Raw genomic sequence first — 20,091 nt, forward strand, 5'->3', positions numbered from 1 at the left:
CCCTCTGGTGTGCATCTTCGGCAGGGTCTTCACTTCCTGCCGGGACATGTCTGCGATTACCTGGGTGGCGTATCCCGCAATTCGCGGCGCAGGATTTTGCCGACGTTGGTTTTCGGCAGTTCCTTGCGGAACTCGATCACTCGCGGCTGCTTGTAGCCGGTCAGGTTGGCGCGGCAGTGCGCCTTGACGGCGTCGGCGGTCAGGGCAGGGTCCTTCTTCACGATGACGGCCTTGACGATCTCGCCGGACTTCTCGTCCGGTACGCCGACGGCGGCCACTTCCAGCACGCCGGGCATCTCGGCAATCACGTCCTCGATCTCGTTCGGATACACGTTGAAGCCGGACACCAGGATCATGTCCTTCTTGCGGTCGACGATGTAGACGAAGCCCTGTTCGTCCATCCGCGCGATATCACCGGTATGCAGCCAGCCGTCGGCATCCATGACCTTGGCGGTTTCTTCGGGCTTCTTCCAGTAGCCCTTCATCACCTGCGGGCCCTTGATGCACAGCTCGCCGATCTCGCCCAATGGCAGCGCCACACCGGCGTCGTCCTTGATGCAGGCATCGGTGGACGGAATCGGCAGGCCGATCGAGCCGTTGTAGTCCTTCAGGTCCATCGGGTTGATGCAGGCGGCCGGCGAGGTTTCGGTCAGGCCGTAGGCCTCGACCAGGGTCAGGCCGGTGACTTTTTTCCAGCGTTCGGCGACCGAACGTTGCACCGCCATGCCGCCGCCGAGGGTCATCTTGAGCGAGGAGAAATCCACCTGATCGAAGCCGGGGGTATTGAGCAGGCCGTTGAACAGCGTGTTGACCCCGGTGAAGGCGGTGAAGCGGGTCTTCTTCAGTTCCTTGACGAAGCCGGGCATGTCGCGCGGATTGCTGATCAGGTGATTGCAGCCGCCGATCTTCATGAAGACCAGGCCGTTGGCCGTCAATGCGAAGATGTGGTACAGCGGCAGCGCGGTGATCACCACCTCGGCGCCTTCTTCCAGCTTGCCGGTGCCGGCAAGCCACTGATGGGCCTGCTGCATGTTGGCCACCAGATTGCGGTGGGTGAGCATCGCGCCCTTGGCCACGCCGGTGGTGCCGCCGGTGTACTGCAGGAAGGCGATGTCGTCGGGCTCGATCTGCAAGGTCGGCACGCTGTGCTTGCGGCCCAGCGCCAGTGCGTCGCGGAAACGGATCGCGCCATTGAGGCGGTAATCGGGCACCAGCTTCTTGACGTACTTGACGACGAAATTGACCAGCGCCGCTTTCGGGAAGCCGAGCATGTCGCCCAGCCCGGTGGTGATCACCTGCTTGACCGGGGTGTCGGCGATGACCTGCTGCACGGTGGTGCCGAAGTTGTCGATCACCACCAGCACGCTGGCACCGGAGTCGATCAGCTGATGCTTCAGCTCGCGCGGGGTGTACAGCGGATTGACGTTGACCACGGTCAGGCCGGCACGCAGGATGCCGAAGGTGGCGACCGGATACTGCAGGCAGTTGGGCATCATCAGGGCGACGCGGTCGCCTTTCTTCAACTGCAGTTCGCCAAGCAGATAGGCGGCGAACTGCTCGACCAGTTGATCAGCTTCGCGATAGGTGATGGTCTTGCCGAAGCTGTGATACGCGGGGCGGTCGGCAAACCGCTCGACCGAGGTGGCGAACACCTCGGCCACGGTACGGAACTGCTCCAGATCGATCTCGGCGGCAACGCCGGCCGGATAACTTTGCAACCAAGGACGTGCCTGATTCATCTGCCCCCCTCCAGGGTATTCGGTACGTGACGCGGTGTGTTCCACGGCACTACAACAGCGGGCAGCATACCGTCATGGATGGAAAAGGCGAAGCGTGATGCAGAGCAGCATTCAAGCGTGGTGGCGGGTCGGGCTGGTCGCGATTTTGGTCGTGGCCTTGAGCGGTTGCACGCGTGCCGCACCGGAGCAACGGCTACGCGCAACACTGGAAGCGATGCATCAGGCGATCGAGGCGCGGCAGATTGGCGCGGCGATGGCGCCGGTGGCCGAGGACTTTGTCGGCGAACAAGGGCTGGACGCAGCCGGGCTGCGGCGACTGATGCAACTGCAGATGCTGGGCAACCGCCGCATCGGCGTGACCCTGGGGCCGGTGGAGGTGCAGCTGCGCGACGACACCGCGCGCGTGCGCTTCACCGCGCTGCTGACCGGTGGCAGCGGACGCTGGCTGCCCGAGCAGGCACAGACCTATCAGGTGACCACCGGCTGGCGCCTGCAGGACGGCGACTGGCAGCTGACGCACGCGCAATGGGAGCCCGCGGGGCGCTGAGCACGGCGACTCCGGTGTGCGCATCGTCAGGCGAGCGCGGCCGGTGTCTGGTGGCAAGGTATCTCCCCCGTTGCGCTGCGTCGCGTGCAGCGTCTTGCTGCCTCCGACGACGGTTCACCGTCCCGGCGTTGGCGAGTTCTGGCCACCCAAAACGACACTCCCGCCAGGCGGCGGGAGTGTCGTCGAGCTGATGGCGCAGCGCGCCTTGCGATCAGGCTGCCTTGCGTGCGGCCAGTTGGCGCAGCACGTACTGCAGCAGGCCGCCGTGCTTGAAGTACTCCACTTCCTTGGGCGTCAGCAGCAGCACCTTGACCTGGAACTGCTTGACGCTGCCGTCGGACTTTCTGGCATCCACGGTGGCACGGCGGCTGGCGCCGTCCTGCAGGCCGGTAATGTCCAGCACTTCGGAACCATCCAGGCCCAGCGTCTGCGCGTTTTCGTTCTCCAGGAACTGCAGCGGCAGCACGCCCATGCCGACCAGGTTGGAGCGATGGATACGCTCGAAGCTCTCGGCGATCACCGCCTTGACGCCGAGCAGGTTGGTGCCCTTGGCCGCCCAGTCGCGCGAGGAGCCGGTGCCGTATTCCTTGCCGGCCAGCACCACCAGCGGCACGCCGTCGGCCTTGTACTTCACTGCCGCATCGTAGATCGCCAGTTTTTCCGGCGCCGCGCCGTCCTTTCCGTAGTACAGCGTGTTGCCGCCTTCTTCGCCGCCGAACATCAGGTTCTTGATGCGGATGTTGGCGAAGGTACCGCGCACCATCACGTCGTCATTGCCGCGGCGGCTGCCGTAGCTGTTGAAGTCGGCCGGTTGCACGCCGCGCTCCTGCAGGAAACGGCCCGCCGGCGAATCCTTCTTGATGTTGCCGGCCGGCGAGATGTGGTCGGTGGTGATCGAGTCGCCGAACAGGCCCATGATGCGCGCACCGTGCACGTCCTCGACATGGCCGACCTGCATGGTCATGCCGTCGAAGTAGGGCGGGTTCTTGATGTAGGTCGAGGCCGCGTCCCATTCGTACAGCGCACCATCCGGGGAGGCGATGGTGTTCCAGCGGCTATCGCCCTTGAACACGTCGGCGTAGTTCTGCTTGAACATCTCCGGGCCGACGGTGGCGGCGATGGTGTCGCCGATTTCCTTGTTGCTCGGCCAGATGTCGCGCAGATACACCGGCTGCCCGTCGCTACCGGTGCCCAGCGGATCGGTGGTGAGGTTGATGTCGGTGGTGCCGGCGATCGCGTACGCCACCACCAGCGGCGGCGAGGCGAGGTAGTTCATCTTCACTTCGGGATGCACGCGACCTTCGAAGTTGCGGTTGCCCGACAACACCGAAGACACCACCAGGTCGTCCTTGGCGATCGCCGCAGACACATCGTCCGGCAGCGGGCCGGAGTTGCCGATGCAGGTGGTGCAGCCGTAGCCGACCACGTAGAAACCGAGCGTTTCCAGATCGGCGAGCACGCCGGCCTTGCTCAGGTAATCGGTGACCACGCGCGAGCCCGGCCCGAGCGAAGTCTTCACCCACGGCTGCGCCTTCAGCCCCTTGGCCGCCGCGTTACGCGCGAGCAAGCCGGCGCCCAGCATCACTGCCGGGTTGGAGGTGTTGGTGCACGAGGTGATCGCGGCGATCACCACCGAGCCGTCGCGCAGCTGCCAGCCGGCACCGCTGTCGGTGGAACTCTCGGCCTGCGCTGCCTTGGCGCCGACCGCAGTGCCGCCGCCGCCTTCGTTCTTCAGCCGGTCTTCCTGCTTGATATCGGTCAGGCGCTTGCTGCGCGCATCCACGAACGGCTTGAGGCTCTCGCGGAAGTTGGACTGCATGTCTTCCAGCAGCACGCGGTCCTGCGGGCGCTTGGGGCCGGCCAGCGACGGCTTGACCTCGCCCATGTCCAGCTCCAGCGTGGCGCTGTACTGCGCCGGCGGGGTGTTGGCGTCGTGCCACAGGCCCTGCGCCTTGGCATAGGCTTCGACCAGCGCGATCTGCTCCTCGCTGCGGCCGGACAGGCGCAGATAGGTCAGCGATTCGTCGTCGACCGGGAAGATGCCGCAAGTGGCGCCGTATTCCGGTGCCATGTTGCCGATGGTGGCGCGGTCGGCCAGCGGCAGATGCTGCAGGCCTTCGCCGTAGAACTCGACGAACTTGCCGACCACGCCGGCCTTGCGCAGCATCTGGGTGACGGTGAGCACCAGATCGGTGGCGGTGGCGCCTTCGGGCAGCTTGCCGCTGAGCTTGAAGCCGACCACCTGCGGGATCAGCATCGACGAGGGCTGCCCCAGCATCGCGGCCTCGGCCTCGATCCCGCCCACGCCCCAGCCCAGCACGCCGATGCCGTTGATCATGGTGGTATGGCTGTCGGTGCCGAACACGGTGTCCGGGTAGGCGATCTGTGTTCCGTCCTTGTCCGCGCTCATCACCACGCGCGCCAGATTCTCCAGGTTCACCTGGTGGACGATGCCGGTGTTGGGCGGCACCACCTTGAAGTTTTCGAACGCCTTCTGGCCCCAGCGCAGGAAGCCGTAGCGTTCCTGGTTGCGCTGGAATTCGATCTTGCCGTTGAGGTCGAGCGCATCGGCCGAGCCGAACACGTCCACCTGCACCGAGTGGTCGATGACCAGCTCGGAGGGGATCTGCGGGTTGATCTGGTCGGCGTTGCCGCCGAGCTTGACCACGGCATCACGCATCGCGGCCAGGTCGACCACACACGGCACGCCGGTGAAGTCCTGTAGCACCACGCGGGCGGGCATGAAGGCGATTTCGATATCGGGCTCGGCGGTGGGGTCCCACTTGGCGACCGCTTCGATATGGTCCTTGCCGACGGTGACACCGCCGTCCTCGTGCCGGAGCAGGTTCTCCAGCAGGATCTTCATCGAATAGGGCAGATGGCCGATATCGAAGCGCTCGCCCAGCTTCGGCAGGCTGTAGTACTCGTAGCGCTTGCCGTGGACCTCAAGCGAGGTGCGGGTGGAAAAGGAATCGCTCATGCATCACTCCTATGGCTGCAGGCTGTAGGTCTGTTTGGAACAGTGTGACCAATTCAGTGTGTACGTTCGGTTGCAGGACAGGGTATGTGGCCTTGAGTACGACAAGTCAAGTATGTAAAATCGGCGCATACTTTCTGCCGGGGTCACCTCCATGGAAGCCACAGTTGCCGAACGCGGACAGATCACGCTGCCCAAGGCCGTGCGCGATGCCCTGGGCCTGACCAAGGGCACCACGCTCAAGATCGAGCTCGACGGCGGGCGCATCATCCTGCGCAAGGACGTCAGCGAGGCGCTGCGCAAGGTGCGCGGCAAGTTCAAGCTGGTCGACGGGCTGACCAGCACCGACGAGGCGATGCGCGCCATCCGCGGCCGCGCCCCCGGGGATCCGTTCGACCCATGATCGCTCTGGATTCCTCGGTGCTGCTGGACATCCTGGTCGGCGATGCGGTCTACGGCGAGGTGTCGGAGATCTGCATCGGCGATGCGCTGGCGCGCGACGAGGTGGTGGTCTGCGATGCGGTGGTGGCCGAGGTGCTGGCCATGCTCGATACCCAGGTCGACCTGATGGAAACCCTGGCCTCGATCGGGGTGCGTTACGAAGCCACCCAGGAAGCGGCGGCGGTACGCGCCGGCCATATGAACAAGCGCTTCCGCGCGCGCGGCGGCAAACGCGAGCGGGTGGTGGCCGATTTCCTGATCGGCGCCCACGCGCTGCTCCAGTGCGACGGGTTGATCACCCGCGACGAGGGCTTTTTCCGCGACTACTTCAAGGGTTTGAAGATCATTGTTCCCAAACCCGCAAGCTGATCCACGTTTCGCGTCTACACATTCACTGTTGTCTTTCGGAGAATCCGCATGTTGGAAGCCTACCGCCACCACGTTGCAGAGCGCGCCGCGCTCGGTATCCCGCCGCTGCCGCTGACCGCGCAGCAGACCGCCGAGGTCATCGAGCTGCTGAAGGCTCCGCCGGCGGGTGAAGAAGAGTTCCTGGTCGAGCTGCTCAGCCAGCGCGTGCCGGCCGGCGTCGACGATGCCGCCAAGGTCAAGGCTTCGTACCTGGCCGCGGTGGCCTTCGGCACCGAGAAGACCGCGCTGATCAGCCCCACCCGTGCGACCGAGCTGCTCGGCACCATGCTGGGTGGCTACAACATCCAGCCGCTGATCGACCTGCTCGACAACGCCGAGCTGGGCGCCACCGCCGCCGAAGCGCTCAAGCACACCTTGCTGGTGTTCGACGCCTTCCACGACGTGCAGGAAAAGGCCGAAGCCGGTAACGCGCATGCCAAGGCCGTGCTGCAGAGCTGGGCCGACGCCGAGTGGTTCACCAGCAAGCCGGAAGTGCCGCAGAGCATGACCGTCACCGTGTTCAAGGTGCCGGGCGAGACCAACACCGACGACCTGTCGCCGGCCCCGGATGCGACCACGCGCCCGGACATCCCGCTGCACGCGCTGGCGATGCTGAAGAACAAGCGCGACGGCGCGGCCTTCGAGCCGGAAGAAGACGGCAAGCGCGGCCCGATCCAGGCCATCGCCGATCTCAAGGACAAGGGCCATCTGGTCGCCTACGTGGGCGATGTGGTCGGTACCGGTTCCTCGCGCAAGTCGGCGACCAACTCGGTGCTGTGGTGGACCGGCGAGGACATTCCGTTCATTCCGAACAAGCGCTTCGGCGGCGTGTGCCTGGGCAGCAAGATCGCCCCGATCTTCTACAACACGATGGAAGACGCCGGCGCGTTGCCGATCGAGCTGGACGTGTCGCAGATGGAGCACGGCGATGTGGTTGAGCTGCGTCCGTACGACGGCAAGGCGCTGAAGAACGGGCAGGTGATCGCCGAGTTCGCGATGAAGTCGGATGTGCTGTTCGACGAAGTGCGCGCCGGTGGCCGCATTCCGCTGATCGTCGGCCGCGGCCTGACCGCCAAGGCGCGCGAGTTCCTGGGCCTGCCGGCCTCGGACCTGTTCCGCCTGCCGATGGACCCGCCGGACACCGGCAAGGGCTTCTCGCTCGCGCAGAAGATGGTCGGCCGCGCCTGCGGCTTGCCGGAAGGCCAGGGCATGCGCCCGGGTACCTATTGCGAGCCGAAGATGACCTCGGTGGGCTCGCAGGACACCACCGGCCCGATGACCCGCGACGAGCTGAAGGACCTGGCGTGCCTGGGCTTCTCGGCCGACCTGGTGATGCAGTCGTTCTGCCACACCGCCGCTTACCCGAAGCCGGTGGACGTGAAGACCCACCACACCCTGCCGGAGTTCATCTCCACCCGTGGCGGCGTTTCGCTGCGCCCGGGCGACGGCGTGATCCACAGCTGGCTCAACCGCATGCTGCTGCCGGACACCGTGGGTACCGGCGGCGACTCGCACACGCGTTTCCCGATCGGCATCTCGTTCCCGGCCGGCTCCGGCCTGGTGGCCTTCGCCGCCGCCACCGGCGTGATGCCGCTGGACATGCCCGAGAGCGTGCTGGTGCGCTTCAAGGGTGAAATGCAGCCGGGCGTGACGCTGCGTGACCTGGTCAACGCGATCCCGCTGTACGCAATCAAGGACGGTCTGCTGACCGTGGCCAAGCAGGGCAAGAAGAACATCTTCTCCGGCCGCATCCTGGAAATCGAAGGCCTGCCGAACCTGAAGGTGGAACAGGCGTTCGAGCTGTCCGATGCCTCGGCCGAGCGTTCGGCGGCCGGTTGCACCGTGCACTTGGACAAGGCGCCGATCATCGAATACCTGACCAGCAACATCACCCTGCTGCGCTGGATGATTGCCGAAGGCTATGCCGATGCGCGCACGCTGGGCCGCCGCATCAAGAAGATGGAAGAGTGGCTGGCCGATCCGCAGCTGCTGCAGCCCGATGCCGACGCCGAGTACGCCGCCGTCATCGAGATCGACCTGGCCGACATCCACGAGCCGATCGTGGCGTGCCCGAACGACCCGGACGACGTCAAGACGCTGTCCGACGTGGCCGGTGCGGCGATCGACGAGGTGTTCATCGGTTCGTGCATGACCAACATCGGTCACTTCCGTGCCGCTGCCAAGTTGCTGGAAGGCAAGCGCGATATCCCGACCCGTCTGTGGGTTGCACCGCCGACCAAGATGGACGCCTCCGAGCTGACCAAGGAAGGCCATTACGGTACCTTCGGCGCGGCCGGTGCACGCATGGAAATGCCGGGCTGCTCGCTGTGCATGGGCAACCAGGCGCAGGCACGCGAGGGCGCCACGGTGTTCTCCACCTCCACGCGTAACTTCCCGAATCGTCTGGGCCGCAATACCAACGTGTACCTGGGTTCGGCGGAACTGGCGGCGATCTGCTCGCGTCTGGGCCGTATCCCGACCAAGGACGAGTACATGGCCGATGTGGGCGTGATCAAGACCAGTGGCGATCAGATCTACCGCTACATGAACTTCGATCAGATCCAGGAATATCAGGACGTGGCCGATACCGTTGCTGCCTGATCCAGTTGGTTGATCACCTGTTCGAAAAACGCCCGGCGATGCCGGGCGTTTTTCGTTATTCGGGCGATGACTTCGTTTTGGCTGCGCAATGTCGGGAGTTAAGGCAATCGCAGTTAACTCGTCTGTCGCATTGCAACAAAAATCTGAAGTCGGCAGGTCTAGAGTGGTGCCGCTCCCATCGCTCTGATTGATCTCCAATGCCTACTTGCACGATCGCTGGTCAAACGCTGCATTACGCACAATACGGTCAAGGGTTTCCGGTGTTGCTTGGCCACAGTTATCTCTGGGACGCGGCCATGTGGGAGCCGCAGATCCAGGCGCTTTCGCAGCACTATCGGGTCATCGTTCCCGAGTTGTGGGGGCACGGGCAATCGGCAGCGCTGCCAGCGGGCACGCAGACGGTTGGCGATCTTGCCAGGCAGATGCTGCTGCTGCTGGATGCGCTGGAACTGCCGCAATGCGCGGTGGTCGGCCTGTCGGTCGGCGGCATGTGGGGCGCCGAGCTGGCGCTGCTGGCACCGCAGCGCGTGCGCAGCCTGGTGCTGATGGATACCTTCCTGGGTGCCGAGCCGCAAGCCACGCAAACGCGTTATTTCGGTCTGCTCGATGCGATCGAAGCGGCCGGGCAGGTGACGCCTGAGTTGATCGAGGCGATCGTGCCGATCTTTTTCCGCCCCGGCATCGATCTGAATTCCGCGCTGCCGGCTGCGTTTGCGCAGCGTCTGGCGGCGCTGTCGGCCGAGCAGTTGCGCACCTCCATCGTGCCGCTGGGCCGGCTGATCTTCGGGCGCGCGGATCGCCTGGAGGCGATGGCCGCGCTGGATCCGGCCAGCACCTTCCTGCTCGGTGGCGCAGACGATATTCCGCGCCCGCCCGAAGAGCTGTGGCTGATGGCCGAGGTGATCGGGTGCGACTACGAGCTGATTCCCGATGCTGGGCACATCGCATCGCTGGAGAATCCGGCCTTCGTCACTGCGCAATTGCTGGGTTGGTTGAAGCGCACCGTGGCATCGGATTCGACGCGGATGCAAAGGCGCGCGCTTGAAGACAACAGTCAGGCACAGGCATCGCTCTCATGATGTGCCGCTGATCTGGCGATCAGAACGACACCATGCGTTGCTTGCAAGCATGAGCACCGGCCACCTCAGTTGGCGCTGCTTGCAACCATGAGCACCGACCACCTCACTTGGTCTTTGCCCGCTCACCGTCGCGGGACCTTACGCGGCATGGATGCCGCGTAAGCGCCTATAAGGACTTACCTGCGGCGTGTCCTGCGAGGGTGGGCGGGCAAGGGCCCTGCACAGAACCACCAGATCAGATGCTTTGCCTTCTGGCAATTTGCTTCGACTTGCTGATGCGTGCGTAAAAACGCTATGAGAACAGCCTGACAAACCACGACATGGTTGTCGTGAGCCGCTCTAAGACTGCGCACCCAGCCAGGCTTCCAGTGCCGCCGCCGGCAATGGCCGCGAAAACAGATAGCCCTGCAGCACTTCGCAGCCGAGGTCGGCGAGGAACAGGCGTTGGGCTTCGTTTTCCACGCCTTCGGCAACCACGTGCTTGCGCAGATGCTCGCCGATGCGCAGCACCGAGGTGGTGAGGGCGCGGGCGTCTTCGCTGTGTTCGATGTCGCGCACGAAGCTCATGTCCAGCTTGAGCTCGTCGATCGGCAGGCGATGCAGGTGGCTCAGGCTGGAGTAGCCGGTGCCGAAGTCGTCCAGCGACAACGAGATGCCGGCTTCGCGGATGGCGTGCAGGTTTTCCAGGACGCCGGGTTGCCCGGAGAGCATCACGCTCTCGGTCATTTCCAGCGTGAGGTCGGAGGGCTGCGCGCCCATGTCGGCGATCAGGCGCAACAGGTCGCTGAGCATGCGCGGGCTTTCGAAGCTGCTCGCCGACAGGTTCACCGACACGCGCGACACCGGCACGCCACGCTTGCGCCAATCGGCGATCTGCCGGCAGGCACTGCGCAGCACCCAGTCGTTGAGCTGCGGCATCATGCCTTGCTCTTCGGCCACGGGCAGGAACCGCGCCGGCGAAATGGCGCCCATCTGCGGATGATTCCAACGCAACAGCGCTTCCACGCCGTATAGCGCGTGCGGTGCGGCGCTGTGCAACTGCGGTTGGTAGTGCAACTGCAGTTGATCGCGGTCGATCGCCTGGCGCAGCTCCGCTTCCAGCGCAACGCGTTCCTGCGCCATGCGGTTCATGTCGGAACTGAAGAAACGGAACCGCCCGCCGCCTTCCTGCTTGGCGCGGTTCATGGCCAGATCGGCATGCCGCAGCAGGATGTTGATGTCGCGCCCATCTTCGGGAAACATCGCCACGCCGATACTGGCCGACGGATGCACGGTCATGTGCCCGACCGGCAACGGCCTGGCGATGGTGCCCAGCACGCGTTCTGCGGCGGCACTGGCTTGCTCGGCACTGCATTGCGGCAGCGCGAGCGCGAATTCGTCGCCGGCCAGGCGCGCCAGCATGGCGGTGGCGGTCAGCTGTTCGCCGATGCGCAAGGCGATGTCGCGCAACAGGCCATCGCCGGCGGCATGGCCCTGGCTGTCGTTGATCAACTTGAAGCGGTCGATGTTGATGAACATCAACGTGGCCGGTTCGCCGGCGTATTCGGCCTGTGTCAGGGCTTGCTCGGCGCGTGCGCTGAACATGATGCGGTTGGGCAGGCCGGTCAGCGCATCGTAGAACGCCAGTTGATGCACGCGCTGGCGGATCTGTTCGCGTTCCAGCGCCAGTGTGCACAACTGCTGGCACAGATCGGTGAGGCGTACGTGCCAGGCATCGGCACGCTGCGCCTTGCGGTAGTACAGCGCGAAGGTACCGAGCACGCGTGCGCTGTTGGAGCGGATCGGTGTGCTCCAGCACGCGCGCAGACCCATCGGCAGCAGCAGTTCGCGGAATTGCGCAAACAGCGGGTCGGTGGCGATGTCTTCCACCATTACCGGGCGGCCGCGCCAGGCGGCCGTACCGCAGGCGCCTGCACCCGGCGCGATCTTCAGTCCGTTGACCGCATCGGCATATTCCGGCGGCAGGCTGGGCGCGGCCAGCGAGTGCAGGCAGCCCTGGTTGTCCGCGCTCATGACCGTGGCCAGCACGTCCGGTGCGATGCGCTCGACCTCGGTGCAGATCAGCGTCATCACCTCGATCAGCGGCCGTTCCTGCACCAGCGCCTCGAGCACGCGGTGCTGCAGCACCTCATGCATCTTGGTGTCGGTGATGTCGGTCAGCACCGCCACGTAATGCGACGGCAGATGCCTGGCGTCGTAGATCGGATTGAAGTTGAGCGAAATCCACAGCGGCGTGCCGTCCTTGCGGTATACCAGCAGGTCGGCCTGGGTCTGCTGCAACGCATCGGCGCGGTCGCGGATGCGCGCCACCTCGTCCTGGTCGCTTTGCGCGCGGGTCAGCACGTCCGAGGGACGCTTGCCGACCAGTTCGGCCTCGGTATAGCCGAACATGCGCTGGAAGCCGTCGTTGGCGTAGAGCAGGCGCGATTGCAGATCGCAGATCAGGATCGCACTGCTGCTGCCGTCCAGCGCTTCGGCCAGCAGGCGCGAGCGCGTGGCATCGGGATGTTCGTCCGGCCTGCTCACGCCAGCGGTGATCGGGCCGACCTTGAACGTCCTGGGAAGGGGCGCGTGATCTGCCGGTGTCTCCGCCGTCGCCAGCGATGCGGTTACCGCGACGCCGGGAACCGCCGCCTGTTCAGCCGGATGCGGGGGACGAACGGTCATGCCGGATCAACGCGCCTGTGCCGACAGCGCGATCAGGCGCTCGGCAACGCGGCTCAGCGGCACCACTTCCTGCGCGGCGCCGAGCTTGTAGGCGGCGCCTGGCATGCCCCACACCACGCTGCTGGCTTCGTCCTGCACCAGCGTGGGCGCACCGGCCTGCAACATTTCCAGCAGGCCGCGTGCACCGTCGTCGCCCATGCCGGTGAGGATGGCGCCGACCGCGTTCGGGCCGGCGTTGGCGGCGACGGAACGGAACAGCACGTCCACCGCCGGCTTGTGGCGATTGACCGGCGGGCCGTCGTCGATGCGGCAGCGCCAGCGCGCACCGTCGCGGATGATGCGCAGGTGCTGGCCGCCCGGCGGCAGGTAGGCGTGACCCGGCAGGATCGCCTCGCCATCGCTGGCCTCGCGCACCGACATCGCCGAGTGGCGATTGAGGCGTTCGGCGAAGGCGGTGCTGAAGCTGGCCGGCAGATGCTGGGTCATCACCACCGCCGGGGCATCGGCGGGCATGTGTTCGAGCACCACGCGCAGGGCTTCGGTGCCGCCGGCCGAGGCGCCGATGGCGATCAGGCGGTCGGTGGTGCGGAAGCGCAGCGCGCTGCCGGGAACCGGTGCGGACTGCATGTCCAGGGTGACCTTGGGCGCGCTGGGACGATTGAGCGCGCTGACCTTGGCCTTGGAGGCCATCTTGACCTTGCTGACGATTTCTTCCGCGTAGCCTTCCAGCCCGCGTGCGACGTCGATCTTGGGCTTGGAGACGAAATCCACCGCACCCAGCGACAAGGCCTGCAAGGTGGTGTCGGCGCCGCGCTCGGTCAGCGACGAAATCATCACCACCGGGGTGGGGCGCAGGCGCATCAGGTTTTCCAGAAACACCAGACCGTCCATGCGCGGCATTTCCACATCCAGCGTGATCACGTCCGGATTGAGGCGTTTGATCTTTTCGCGCGCCAGGATCGGGTCGGCGGCCGAGCCGATCACCTCGATGCCGGCATCGCGCGAGAGAATTTCGGTCAGCATCTGGCGTACGACCGCCGAGTCGTCGACGATCAATACACGCACAGGGGTTTCCAGCGTCATTCGAACAACTCCACTCCACCGGTAACCGGTGCTTTGGACAGACGGGCGCGCACGGCCGATTCGGCGGCGGCGACTTCGGCTTCGTGTGCATGCGGCAAGCGCTGCACGACCACGCGTCCGGTCGTCGGGAAGAACCACACCTTGCGCGGATGGATGCCGCACAGATCTTCGGCAATGATGGGAATGTGTTCGGCCTGCAGGTACTGGCGCACGAACTCGGCGTTGCGGGTGCCGACCGGGTTGCTGGTGAAGCCCTTGAGCACGTTGGCGCCGCCGAAGACCTTGGCTTCGATACGTTTGCGGTGCGCGCCGCGCTTGAGCATGTCGTTGATCAGCAACTCCATCGCATAACTGCCGTAACGCGCGGGTGCGCCATCGCCGACCTGGCCTTCCGGCAACAGGAAGTGATTCATGCCGCCGATCTTCAGGACCGGGTCGCGCAGGCAGGCGGCAACGCACGATCCCAAGGTGGTCGTCAACGCGGTGTCGTCGTCGACCACCAGGTACTGGGTGGGCAACAGCTTGGCGGTGATGGTCTGGAACCGCGAATCGCGGTAGCGCATGACATCGTCGACCTGCACGGCGGTACTCATGCAGACGCTCCCGCGCGCGGGCTGCGCCGATACAGCGTGCGCCCGCACGGCTGGATCAGATCGGCCGCGTGCAGGTAGTTCTCCGAATGCCCGGTGTAGAGCAGACCGTCGTCGCCCATGTGGCTGACCAGCCGCGACAGGATGCCGCGCTGGGTCGGTTTGTCGAAGTAGATCATCACGTTGCGGCAGAACAACGCCGCATACGGGCCGCCCACGTCGTAACGCGGTGCCAGCAGGTTCAACTGGCGGTATTCGATGAGCTGGCGCAATGCCGGGATCACCCGGCACTTGCCTTCGTTGGGGCCGCTGCCGCGCTGGAAGTACTTGCGCTTGATCGATGCGTCCAGCGAGGCGACGCGGTCGATGGCGTAGACGCCGCGCGAGGCGGTCTCCAGCACCTGGGTGTCGACGTCGGTGGCGACGATGCTGACCGGCGGGGTCAAGGTGCCGAAGGCTTCGCAGGCGGTGATGGCGATGGAGTAGGGCTCTTCGCCGGTGGAGGCCGCGCACGACCAGATCTTCAACGGCGCCTGCGAGGCGCGCTTTTGCAGTTCTTCGCGCAGCTTGTCGAAGTGGTGTGGCTCGCGGAAGAACGAGGTCAGGTTGGTGGTCAGCGCGTTGGTGAACGCCTGCCATTCCTCCTCGTCGTTGCCTGCTTCCAGCTGGTCCAGGTAGTCGCGGAAGGAGCGCAGGCCGAGCACGCGAAGGCGACGCGACAACCGGCCATACACCATGTCGCGCTTGGCCGGAGCCAGGGCGATGCCGACACGCTGATAGATCAGGTCGCAGACGCGCTTGAAATCGCGGTCGCCAAAATCAAATTCGCGTGTGTCTGAAGCGGGAGTCGAGGTGGTCGTCATATCCATACGCGTCGTTAGCTATGACTGGATATCGGCCATGTGGTCATGCAACTGAAGCACCAATCGTGCATTGCAGACAGCCGGGTCCGCTGGCGGTGCACGGCGCTGCGCGGGCGGTGCGATCGCAGCCGGCGACAGGGCAGTGCGCGCTGCGCCGGGGGCAGATACACAAAGCCCCGGCAGTGCCGGGGCTTTGTGGGGAGACAGCAGCGGCTTAGAACTCCTGCCAGTTACCGTCGGCCAGCGCGGCCTGCGGCTTGGCCGGGCGCGATGGGGTGGCTTCACGCGTCGCCGCCTTGGCTGCGGACTTCACCGCGACCGGGCGCGAGGCGACCGGGCGTACGCGCGCGGCCGGGGCGGCCGGCTCGTCCAGCTTGAACACCGACACCGCTTCGGCCAGGTGGCCGGCCTGTTCTTCCATCGAGCGTGCGGCCGCAGTGGCTTCTTCCACCAGGGCGGCGTTCTGCTGGGTGGTCTCGTCCATCTGGGTGATGGTCTGGTTGACCTGCTCGATGCCGGTCGACTGTTCCTGCGAGGCGGCGGAGATCTCGCCCATGATGTCGGTCACGCGCTGCACGCTGGCCACGATCTCGGCCATGGTCGCACCGGCCTTGCGTACCAGGGCCGAGCCCTCGGCCACCTTGTGCACGGAGTCGTCGATCAAGCCCTTGATCTCCTTGGCGGCACCGGCCGAGCGCTGTGCCAGCGTACGCACTTCCGAGGCGACCACGGCAAAGCCGCGACCCTGTTCGCCGGCACGGGCGGCTTCCACCGCCGCGTTCAGGGCCAGGATGTTGGTCTGGAACGCGATGCCGTCGATCACCGAGATGATGTCGGCGATCTTCTTGGACGAGGCTTCGATGCCCGACATGGTGGTGACCACCTGCGAGACCACCTCGCCGCCCTGCGAGGCCACGCCGGTGGCGCCGATGGCCAGCTGGTTGGCCTGGCGGGCGCTTTCGGCGTTCTGCCGGACGGTGGAGGTGAGCTCCTCCATCGAGGCGGCGGTTTCTTCCAGATTGGCGGCCTGCTGCTCGGTACGATGCGACAGATCGCTGTTGCCGGAGGCGATCTCGCCGGCCGCCGAGTTGATCGCTGTGGACGAGACCTTGATGCGCCCGACGATGTCGGCCAGCTGCTCGGCGGTGGCATTGGCATCGTCGCGCATCTGCGCGAACACGCCGCTGAATTCGCCATGCATGCGCACGGTCAGGTCACCGCGCGACAGCGCCGACAGCAATGCCGAGATCTGCTCCAGGCTGCCGGCATTGGCATCCAGCAGGCCGTTGAGCTGCTGGGCCAGCTGCAGGAAGAAGCCCTGCTTGCCGTCGGTTTCCACCCGGCCGCTCATGTCGCCGCTGGCGGCGGCACGCACGATGCGGGCGACTTCTTCTTCGACCTGGACTTCGATGGTGCGGTCGCGCCACTCGCAGACCTCGCCGGTGCTTTCGCCGTGCTCGTTCTTGATCGAGGTGACGGTCTGGGTCACCACGAACTCGCCATAGCGCTCTTCGAAGCTGGTGATGCCGTCGCGTTCCAGTGCTGCGATGGCCTTGCGCACGGTCGATTCGGGCATGCCGAGATAGCTGATGTGCTGGCCGATGATCTTGTTCGCATCGAAGTCGGACGATGCCAGGCGGATGCTGCCTTCGTAATGCGTCACAATCTTCATGAACGCCTCGTTGGCGTAGATGATGGTGCGATCGGCATTGGTGATGAAGGTGCCGGTGGACGATTCGTCCAGCGCGGTGCGGATACGCAGGTTTTCGTCGGCGATCTTCTGATCGCGTTCGATGCGTTCCTTCAGGTCGCGCTGCATGCGGTGCATGGAGCGCATCAGTTCGCCCACTTCGTCCTGGCCCTGCACATTGATCTGGCCATCGAGCTTGCCGCTGGCGATTTCGGTGGCGGTGGACACGGCGCCGCGCATGCTCTTGACGATGGAGCGTGCGAACAGGAATGCCAGGCCCAGGCCACCGGCGATGCCGATCAACAGCACCATCACGGTCAGCGATACCGAGGTGGCATGGACCTTTTCGGCCTTGCTCTTGGCAGCCTGCGCCAGCTTGTTGTCTTCGACGATCAATGCGGCCAGCGAATCCTTGGCCTTGTTGTGCAGGGTGCGGGTCTCGCCGACAAAGGTGTCGACGGCATCGTCGGGCAGATTGAGCTCGATCATTTCGTCGACGCTGGCGTAGGACGCGGCTGCCTTCTTCCAGTCGGCCACGAACACGTCGAACAGCTTCTTCTGCTGCGGGCTCTCGATCAGACGGGGATAGCCCTTGATCGTGGCATCGATTTCGCCATGGAGCCGCTTGGCGCGGACCTTGGCTTCCTGCTTGACCGAGTCGCTGGCGCGCACCAGATTTTGGTAGGCCGCATTTCGATATTCGCCGAGCATGCCGCGCAGGTCGCCTGCTTCGCGCACGCTGGACATGGTGTTGCCGGCCAGGTCGCGGGTGACGTTATTGAGCGACGCCAGGCCCGCATAGGCGATGATGCCCTGCACCAGCATGATCAGCAGCACGATGCCGAACGCCAGCATCAGCTTGGGCATCAGTTTGAGATTGTTGATCCATTGCATTGACACGATTCCCCGATAGAAGTCAGTGCGCATAACCGCAAACGGCAGATCGCCACGCGCGAGGGCGTGGCGATCTGCGGGGCGATTACTTGATGGTGGCCAGCTTCAGGCTGGCCGGCGAGCTGACTTCGATTTCGGCACGCGAGCTGTCACGCTGGATCTTGCCGAGCACACAGACGTCCTTGCCTTCCAGGCTTTCCGGGGCAAAGCTGAACTTGCCGCGGTTGGCGCCGTCGATGCGGGCCGAGAAGGTGTGACGCGGGAACATGCCGCCCATGTACAGGAAGGTGGGTTCACCTTCCGAGCTCTGGGCGTACTTGGCCTTTTCGACCTTGCCGCACACCATGCCGTCCTTGCCGACGAAACGGGTCGCCATTTCCGGCGGAATCATTTCCTGCGACTGAGCCGACAGCGTGGGAGCAACAATCACGAGAGCAGCGACGGGGAGGAGCGAGAGCAGGAACTTCATAGGGATTCTCCAGAATCAAAAGTCGAACGGTGACCCGTTTGTGTACGCGGGCTTCTATTCAGCTATCGGCTAGCCGCCGTTCAACTTGAATCCGAAAAACGTGATTTCCATCTCACTTCAACTTCGTTGTGCGTCTCGTGTCGGGAAGCTCCCGACACCAGATGGTCTGAATCAGGCCGCTTCTTCGGCCAGTTGCTGCTGACCGAGCTCGGTGCTGTCCAGCAGGGTCTCGATATCCAGCAGGATCAGCATGCGATCGTCCTGGGTACCGATGCCCGAGATGAAGCGGGTGTCGACCGAGGCGCCGAATTCGGGGGTGGGGCGGATCTGGTCGTCGTTGAGCGGAATCACGTCCGAGACGCTGTCCACCACGATGCCGACCACGCGGTCTTCGACGTTGAGCACGATCATCACGGTGAAGGCGTCGTAGCGCGCTTCTTTCAGGCGCAGCTTCAGGCGCAGGTCGATCACCGGCACGATGGTGCCGCGCAGGTTGATCACACCCTTGATGTAGTCCGGTGCGTCGGGCAGGCGGGTGACCGAATCGTAGCCGCGGATTTCCTGCACCTTCAGGATGTCCACGCCGTAGTGTTCTTCGCCCAGGGCGAAGCTGAGGAATTCACCACCGGTGCCGGTGGTCGTGCTTTTGTCGTTCATGGAAACTCCGGGCGTTGCGGCTGAGTGTCGGATTGCAGCTATAGGAAAAGCATGCGGATGAGGATTGCCCTAGCAACATCGGCGCAGCGCAGGGCAACTTTAGCCGTGCGCCGCAGCTGGTGCGGGTGGGTTCAGAACACGCCGCTCTTGCGCGCATTGCGCTGGCGGTCGACCCGGAAGATATAGCGCTGGATGGTCTCGTCGGCACCGCGTGGCAGGTCGCTGAACTGCATGCCGACGCGGAAACCTTCGCTGCCGTTGGGCAGGGTCTGCTTGTACTGGCTGCACACCGTCAGCGGCAGGGTGATCGGCGCGGTGTCGGGCAGTTGCAGCGTGCAATTGCGGTAGGTGCGCTGCGGTTCGAGCAGAGGCATGCCATCGGTGAGCGAGACCGCCAGGCCGCCGCTGCTGATATCGATCACGCGCAGCTGCAGGTTGAGATTGCCGCCCTGTGCCTCGTCCTGGCGAATGATGCAGATGGGCGAGTCGGTGATCGGCGTTTCCAGCCGGTACGACTCGCGACGCTGCAGGTGATACATCGCCTCGGGCAGCTCGGCGCGGAAGGCGACGTGGATGTCGCGCTCCAGCCGCTCGGGCGTTTCCAGGCGGAAGCGGATATTGACCCGTTCCAGTTGTGCGTAGCACAGCAGGTACTTGGCGTCCTGGATGGCGCGGTTGGAGGCTTCGTTATGGCTGCCGTCCAGAATCACGCAGTCGTCGTCCTCGTCCACCTCGAGCACGGCGGTGGGCACGGCCATGTCGCGCCCGGCCACATGCATGGTCACGATGGCGCGCTGGTCGAGCAACTGACGTAGCAGGCCACGGATCTGCCGTTTGTTGCGCAGCAGATAGCGCTCGTCACCTTCGGCGAGGTGGTCGGCGTCGTGGTCCAGCTCTGAGGTATCGCCTTGGGACATGGGCACAGGCACAGTAGATGCGGGAAACCGCCGGAACGGTTGTCCCGGCGTCGCCTTGATATCGGCGGCAAAGCGAAATCTTTAAGAGCGGCTGACAAAAACTATTGCGTGAAGCCTTGGTTGCTTTGGGCGTTGTGTTCCCAGCGGCTGAATAGTGCACATGGATCAAGTGTAGAGCGCGTGGTGCTGCCGCTTGGCTGCAGGGCCCTTGCCCGCCCGCCATCGCAGAACACGCTGCAAGTACATCCATCTAGGCGCTGGCGCGGCATCCATGCCGCGCAAGGTCCCGCGACGGTGGGCGGACAGGGACCAGTGGAGATGGTCGGTGTGCACGGTTCCAGGCCTCTTTTTTAGTTGCCGTGTTTCGATGGACTTGGGGAGTGCAAATATATAAGTCGCAGAGCGGGTGATCTGCGGCCTGGCTGCAGGGCCCTTGCCCGCCCACAATCGCAGGACACGCCGCAAGTAC

At 64.7% G+C, this 20,091-nt stretch carries 15 protein-coding genes; 5 read left to right on the plus strand and 10 right to left on the minus strand.

What is annotated here, in order from left to right:
• Positions 1-56: 56 nt before the first annotated feature.
• Complete coding sequence (rpfB, locus tag DYQ94_RS13055) at positions 57-1,739, minus strand: fatty acyl-CoA ligase RpfB (protein WP_126966336.1); 1,683 nt, start codon at positions 1,737-1,739, stop codon at positions 57-59.
• Between the two features lie 97 nt (positions 1,740-1,836).
• Between rpfB and DYQ94_RS13060 the strand changes: the two genes are divergently transcribed.
• Positions 1,837-2,286, plus strand: a complete 450-nt coding sequence (locus DYQ94_RS13060; protein WP_024937708.1) for a Cif family virulence factor — start codon at positions 1,837-1,839, stop codon at positions 2,284-2,286.
• 211 nt (positions 2,287-2,497) lie between these two features.
• On the opposite strand, the gene acnA is transcribed toward DYQ94_RS13060, so the two are convergent.
• Positions 2,498-5,266: an aconitate hydratase AcnA gene (acnA, locus tag DYQ94_RS13065; protein WP_039527487.1), complete on the minus strand. Its 2,769-nt coding sequence runs from the start codon at positions 5,264-5,266 to the stop codon at positions 2,498-2,500.
• Positions 5,267-5,417: 151 nt separating this feature from the next.
• Between acnA and DYQ94_RS13070 the strand changes: the two genes are divergently transcribed.
• The 4 genes from DYQ94_RS13070 (at position 5,418) to DYQ94_RS13085 (ending at position 9,792) form a co-directional block, all read left to right on the plus strand.
• Complete coding sequence (locus DYQ94_RS13070; protein ID WP_016903180.1) at positions 5,418-5,666, plus strand: AbrB/MazE/SpoVT family DNA-binding domain-containing protein; 249 nt, start codon at positions 5,418-5,420, stop codon at positions 5,664-5,666.
• Positions 5,663-6,073 carry a type II toxin-antitoxin system VapC family toxin gene (locus DYQ94_RS13075; protein ID WP_046342478.1) on the plus strand — a complete coding sequence of 137 codons (411 nt, stop codon included), beginning with the start codon at positions 5,663-5,665 and terminating at the stop codon, positions 6,071-6,073. Before DYQ94_RS13070 ends, DYQ94_RS13075 begins: the two co-directional genes overlap by 4 nt.
• Positions 6,074-6,121: 48 nt before the next feature.
• On the plus strand, positions 6,122-8,713 hold the full coding sequence (gene acnB / locus DYQ94_RS13080; protein WP_024937705.1) for a bifunctional aconitate hydratase 2/2-methylisocitrate dehydratase: 2,592 nt from the start codon (positions 6,122-6,124) through the stop codon (positions 8,711-8,713).
• 197 nt (positions 8,714-8,910) lie between these two features.
• Positions 8,911-9,792 carry an alpha/beta fold hydrolase gene (locus tag DYQ94_RS13085; protein WP_237474928.1) on the plus strand — a complete coding sequence of 294 codons (882 nt, stop codon included), beginning with the start codon at positions 8,911-8,913 and terminating at the stop codon, positions 9,790-9,792.
• A 339-nt stretch (positions 9,793-10,131) separates the two neighbouring features.
• On the opposite strand, the gene DYQ94_RS13090 is transcribed toward DYQ94_RS13085, so the two are convergent.
• The 8 genes from DYQ94_RS13090 to DYQ94_RS13125 all read right to left on the minus strand — a co-directional run bounded on the left by DYQ94_RS13090 (position 10,132) and on the right by DYQ94_RS13125 (position 19,622).
• A complete protein-coding gene (locus DYQ94_RS13090) occupies positions 10,132-12,459 on the minus strand; it encodes an EAL domain-containing protein (RefSeq protein WP_226427790.1) in 2,328 nt (775 codons plus the stop codon).
• Positions 12,460-12,465: 6 nt separating this feature from the next.
• Positions 12,466-13,542, minus strand: a complete 1,077-nt coding sequence (locus DYQ94_RS13095; RefSeq protein WP_104541965.1) for a protein-glutamate methylesterase/protein-glutamine glutaminase — start codon at positions 13,540-13,542, stop codon at positions 12,466-12,468.
• Entirely contained in the window at positions 13,539-14,135 is a 597-nt protein-coding gene (cheD, locus tag DYQ94_RS13100) for a chemoreceptor glutamine deamidase CheD (RefSeq protein WP_024937701.1), read from the minus strand. Before cheD ends, DYQ94_RS13095 begins: the two co-directional genes overlap by 4 nt.
• A complete protein-coding gene (locus DYQ94_RS13105; protein WP_046342487.1) occupies positions 14,132-15,001 on the minus strand; it encodes a CheR family methyltransferase in 870 nt (289 codons plus the stop codon). The genes cheD and DYQ94_RS13105 overlap by 4 nt, the downstream gene beginning before the upstream one ends.
• Before the next feature lie 208 nt (positions 15,002-15,209).
• Positions 15,210-17,579 (minus strand): methyl-accepting chemotaxis protein, encoded by a 2,370-nt coding sequence (locus DYQ94_RS13110; RefSeq protein ID WP_046342488.1) that lies wholly within the window; start codon positions 17,577-17,579, stop codon positions 15,210-15,212.
• Positions 17,580-17,664: 85 nt separating this feature from the next.
• Positions 17,665-17,970 (minus strand): hypothetical protein, encoded by a 306-nt coding sequence (locus tag DYQ94_RS13115; RefSeq protein ID WP_372358778.1) that lies wholly within the window; start codon positions 17,968-17,970, stop codon positions 17,665-17,667.
• Positions 17,971-18,219: 249 nt separating this feature from the next.
• On the minus strand, positions 18,220-18,705 hold the full coding sequence (locus DYQ94_RS13120) for a chemotaxis protein CheW (protein WP_016904902.1): 486 nt from the start codon (positions 18,703-18,705) through the stop codon (positions 18,220-18,222).
• A 131-nt stretch (positions 18,706-18,836) separates the two neighbouring features.
• Positions 18,837-19,622 carry a flagellar brake protein gene (locus DYQ94_RS13125; protein WP_024937698.1) on the minus strand — a complete coding sequence of 262 codons (786 nt, stop codon included), beginning with the start codon at positions 19,620-19,622 and terminating at the stop codon, positions 18,837-18,839.
• Positions 19,623-20,091 lie beyond the last annotated feature (469 nt).

Source organism: Xanthomonas sp. LMG 8993, from assembly GCF_009835065.2.
In the GTDB taxonomy this organism is placed as follows: Bacteria; Pseudomonadota; Gammaproteobacteria; order Xanthomonadales; family Xanthomonadaceae; genus Xanthomonas; species Xanthomonas arboricola.

Coding starts and splice junctions, on each gene's coding strand:
- rpfB (WP_126966336.1), bottom strand. CDS start 1,739: ATGAATCAGGCACGTCCTTGGTTGCAAAGTTATCCGGCCGGCGTTGCC.
- DYQ94_RS13060 (WP_024937708.1), top strand. CDS start 1,837: ATGCAGAGCAGCATTCAAGCGTGGTGGCGGGTCGGGCTGGTCGCGATT.
- acnA (WP_039527487.1), bottom strand. CDS start 5,266: ATGAGCGATTCCTTTTCCACCCGCACCTCGCTTGAGGTCCACGGCAAG.
- DYQ94_RS13070 (WP_016903180.1), top strand. CDS start 5,418: ATGGAAGCCACAGTTGCCGAACGCGGACAGATCACGCTGCCCAAGGCC.
- DYQ94_RS13075 (WP_046342478.1), top strand. CDS start 5,663: ATGATCGCTCTGGATTCCTCGGTGCTGCTGGACATCCTGGTCGGCGAT.
- acnB (WP_024937705.1), top strand. CDS start 6,122: ATGTTGGAAGCCTACCGCCACCACGTTGCAGAGCGCGCCGCGCTCGGT.
- DYQ94_RS13085 (WP_237474928.1), top strand. CDS start 8,911: ATGCCTACTTGCACGATCGCTGGTCAAACGCTGCATTACGCACAATAC.
- DYQ94_RS13090 (WP_226427790.1), bottom strand. CDS start 12,459: ATGACCGTTCGTCCCCCGCATCCGGCTGAACAGGCGGCGGTTCCCGGC.
- DYQ94_RS13095 (WP_104541965.1), bottom strand. CDS start 13,542: ATGACGCTGGAAACCCCTGTGCGTGTATTGATCGTCGACGACTCGGCG.
- cheD (WP_024937701.1), bottom strand. CDS start 14,135: ATGAGTACCGCCGTGCAGGTCGACGATGTCATGCGCTACCGCGATTCG.
- DYQ94_RS13105 (WP_046342487.1), bottom strand. CDS start 15,001: ATGGATATGACGACCACCTCGACTCCCGCTTCAGACACACGCGAATTT.
- DYQ94_RS13110 (WP_046342488.1), bottom strand. CDS start 17,579: ATGCAATGGATCAACAATCTCAAACTGATGCCCAAGCTGATGCTGGCG.
- DYQ94_RS13115 (WP_372358778.1), bottom strand. CDS start 17,970: ATGATTCCGCCGGAAATGGCGACCCGTTTCGTCGGCAAGGACGGCATG.
- DYQ94_RS13120 (WP_016904902.1), bottom strand. CDS start 18,705: ATGAACGACAAAAGCACGACCACCGGCACCGGTGGTGAATTCCTCAGC.
- DYQ94_RS13125 (WP_024937698.1), bottom strand. CDS start 19,622: ATGTCCCAAGGCGATACCTCAGAGCTGGACCACGACGCCGACCACCTC.